Annotated in this window: 2 protein-coding genes; both read right to left on the bottom strand. The window is 36.9% G+C overall.

Going from position 1 to position 683, the window contains the following annotated elements:
- Positions 1-304: hypothetical protein (locus ACKTR2_RS10270; RefSeq protein ID WP_407885043.1), on the bottom strand; the 304-nt coding region annotated here is incomplete at its 3' end.
- Between the two features lie 14 nt (positions 305-318).
- A partial coding sequence (locus ACKTR2_RS10265; protein ID WP_407885041.1) for a type IV secretory system conjugative DNA transfer family protein occupies positions 319-683 on the bottom strand: 365 nt, incomplete at its 5' end.

Raw genomic sequence — 683 nt, 5'->3', positions numbered from 1 at the left:
CTTTATAACCATCGCTAATTTGAGTTAATTTAAGTTTTTGATTCTTCTCATCATCAGTATTTACTTTTAAATATTCTTTACCAGAAGTATTACTGACTGAATAATTGGCATTTACATTCATCAAGGGGCTTTCAATAATCATTGTTTTTTTATTAAATTGGGTTTTGTAGCTTTGTCCTTTTTGGTTGAGATACCATTTATTACTTTGCAAATCCTGTGCTGTAGACTTCCCACAAGCGGTAAGACCAACAACAATCAGCAACACTGTCATCACAGCGATTATATATTTCCGATATTTTTTCATTAATATGTCCTCCATTATCCAAGCATTTTCTTATGTCTAGACTCTAATTCTTGATCGATATTGTCCTGCAATTTGTCTTCTTCGTCATCGGTTGTTTGATCGTCTTTTTTTGCTTGGTGTTGTGCTTTAACCGTCTGATTCCACTTATCTACCTTATTCTTAAAGTTGGTTTCTTGGCTGGCTTCTGGTTGGCCTTGATACTCATTCTGTGACAAGTTAACCAAATGATCAGCCCCTGGAAATAGTTTAAATTGGAACGCTTTTGTAGCTTTGACCGGCCGTGCATTACTAAAGATTAATACGCTCTGGTCTTCGGGCATCCGCATAATTTCATCGGGCGTCATGAGCGAACGGCTCGTATAGCTGTAACTATCGCTCT

Origin of the sequence: Furfurilactobacillus curtus, from assembly GCF_045862785.1 — a bacterium.
Taxonomy (GTDB): domain Bacteria; phylum Bacillota; class Bacilli; order Lactobacillales; family Lactobacillaceae; genus Furfurilactobacillus; species Furfurilactobacillus curtus.
Note: the sequence above shows the minus strand (reverse complement) of the source record. Positions and strands in the feature narration are given on the sequence as shown.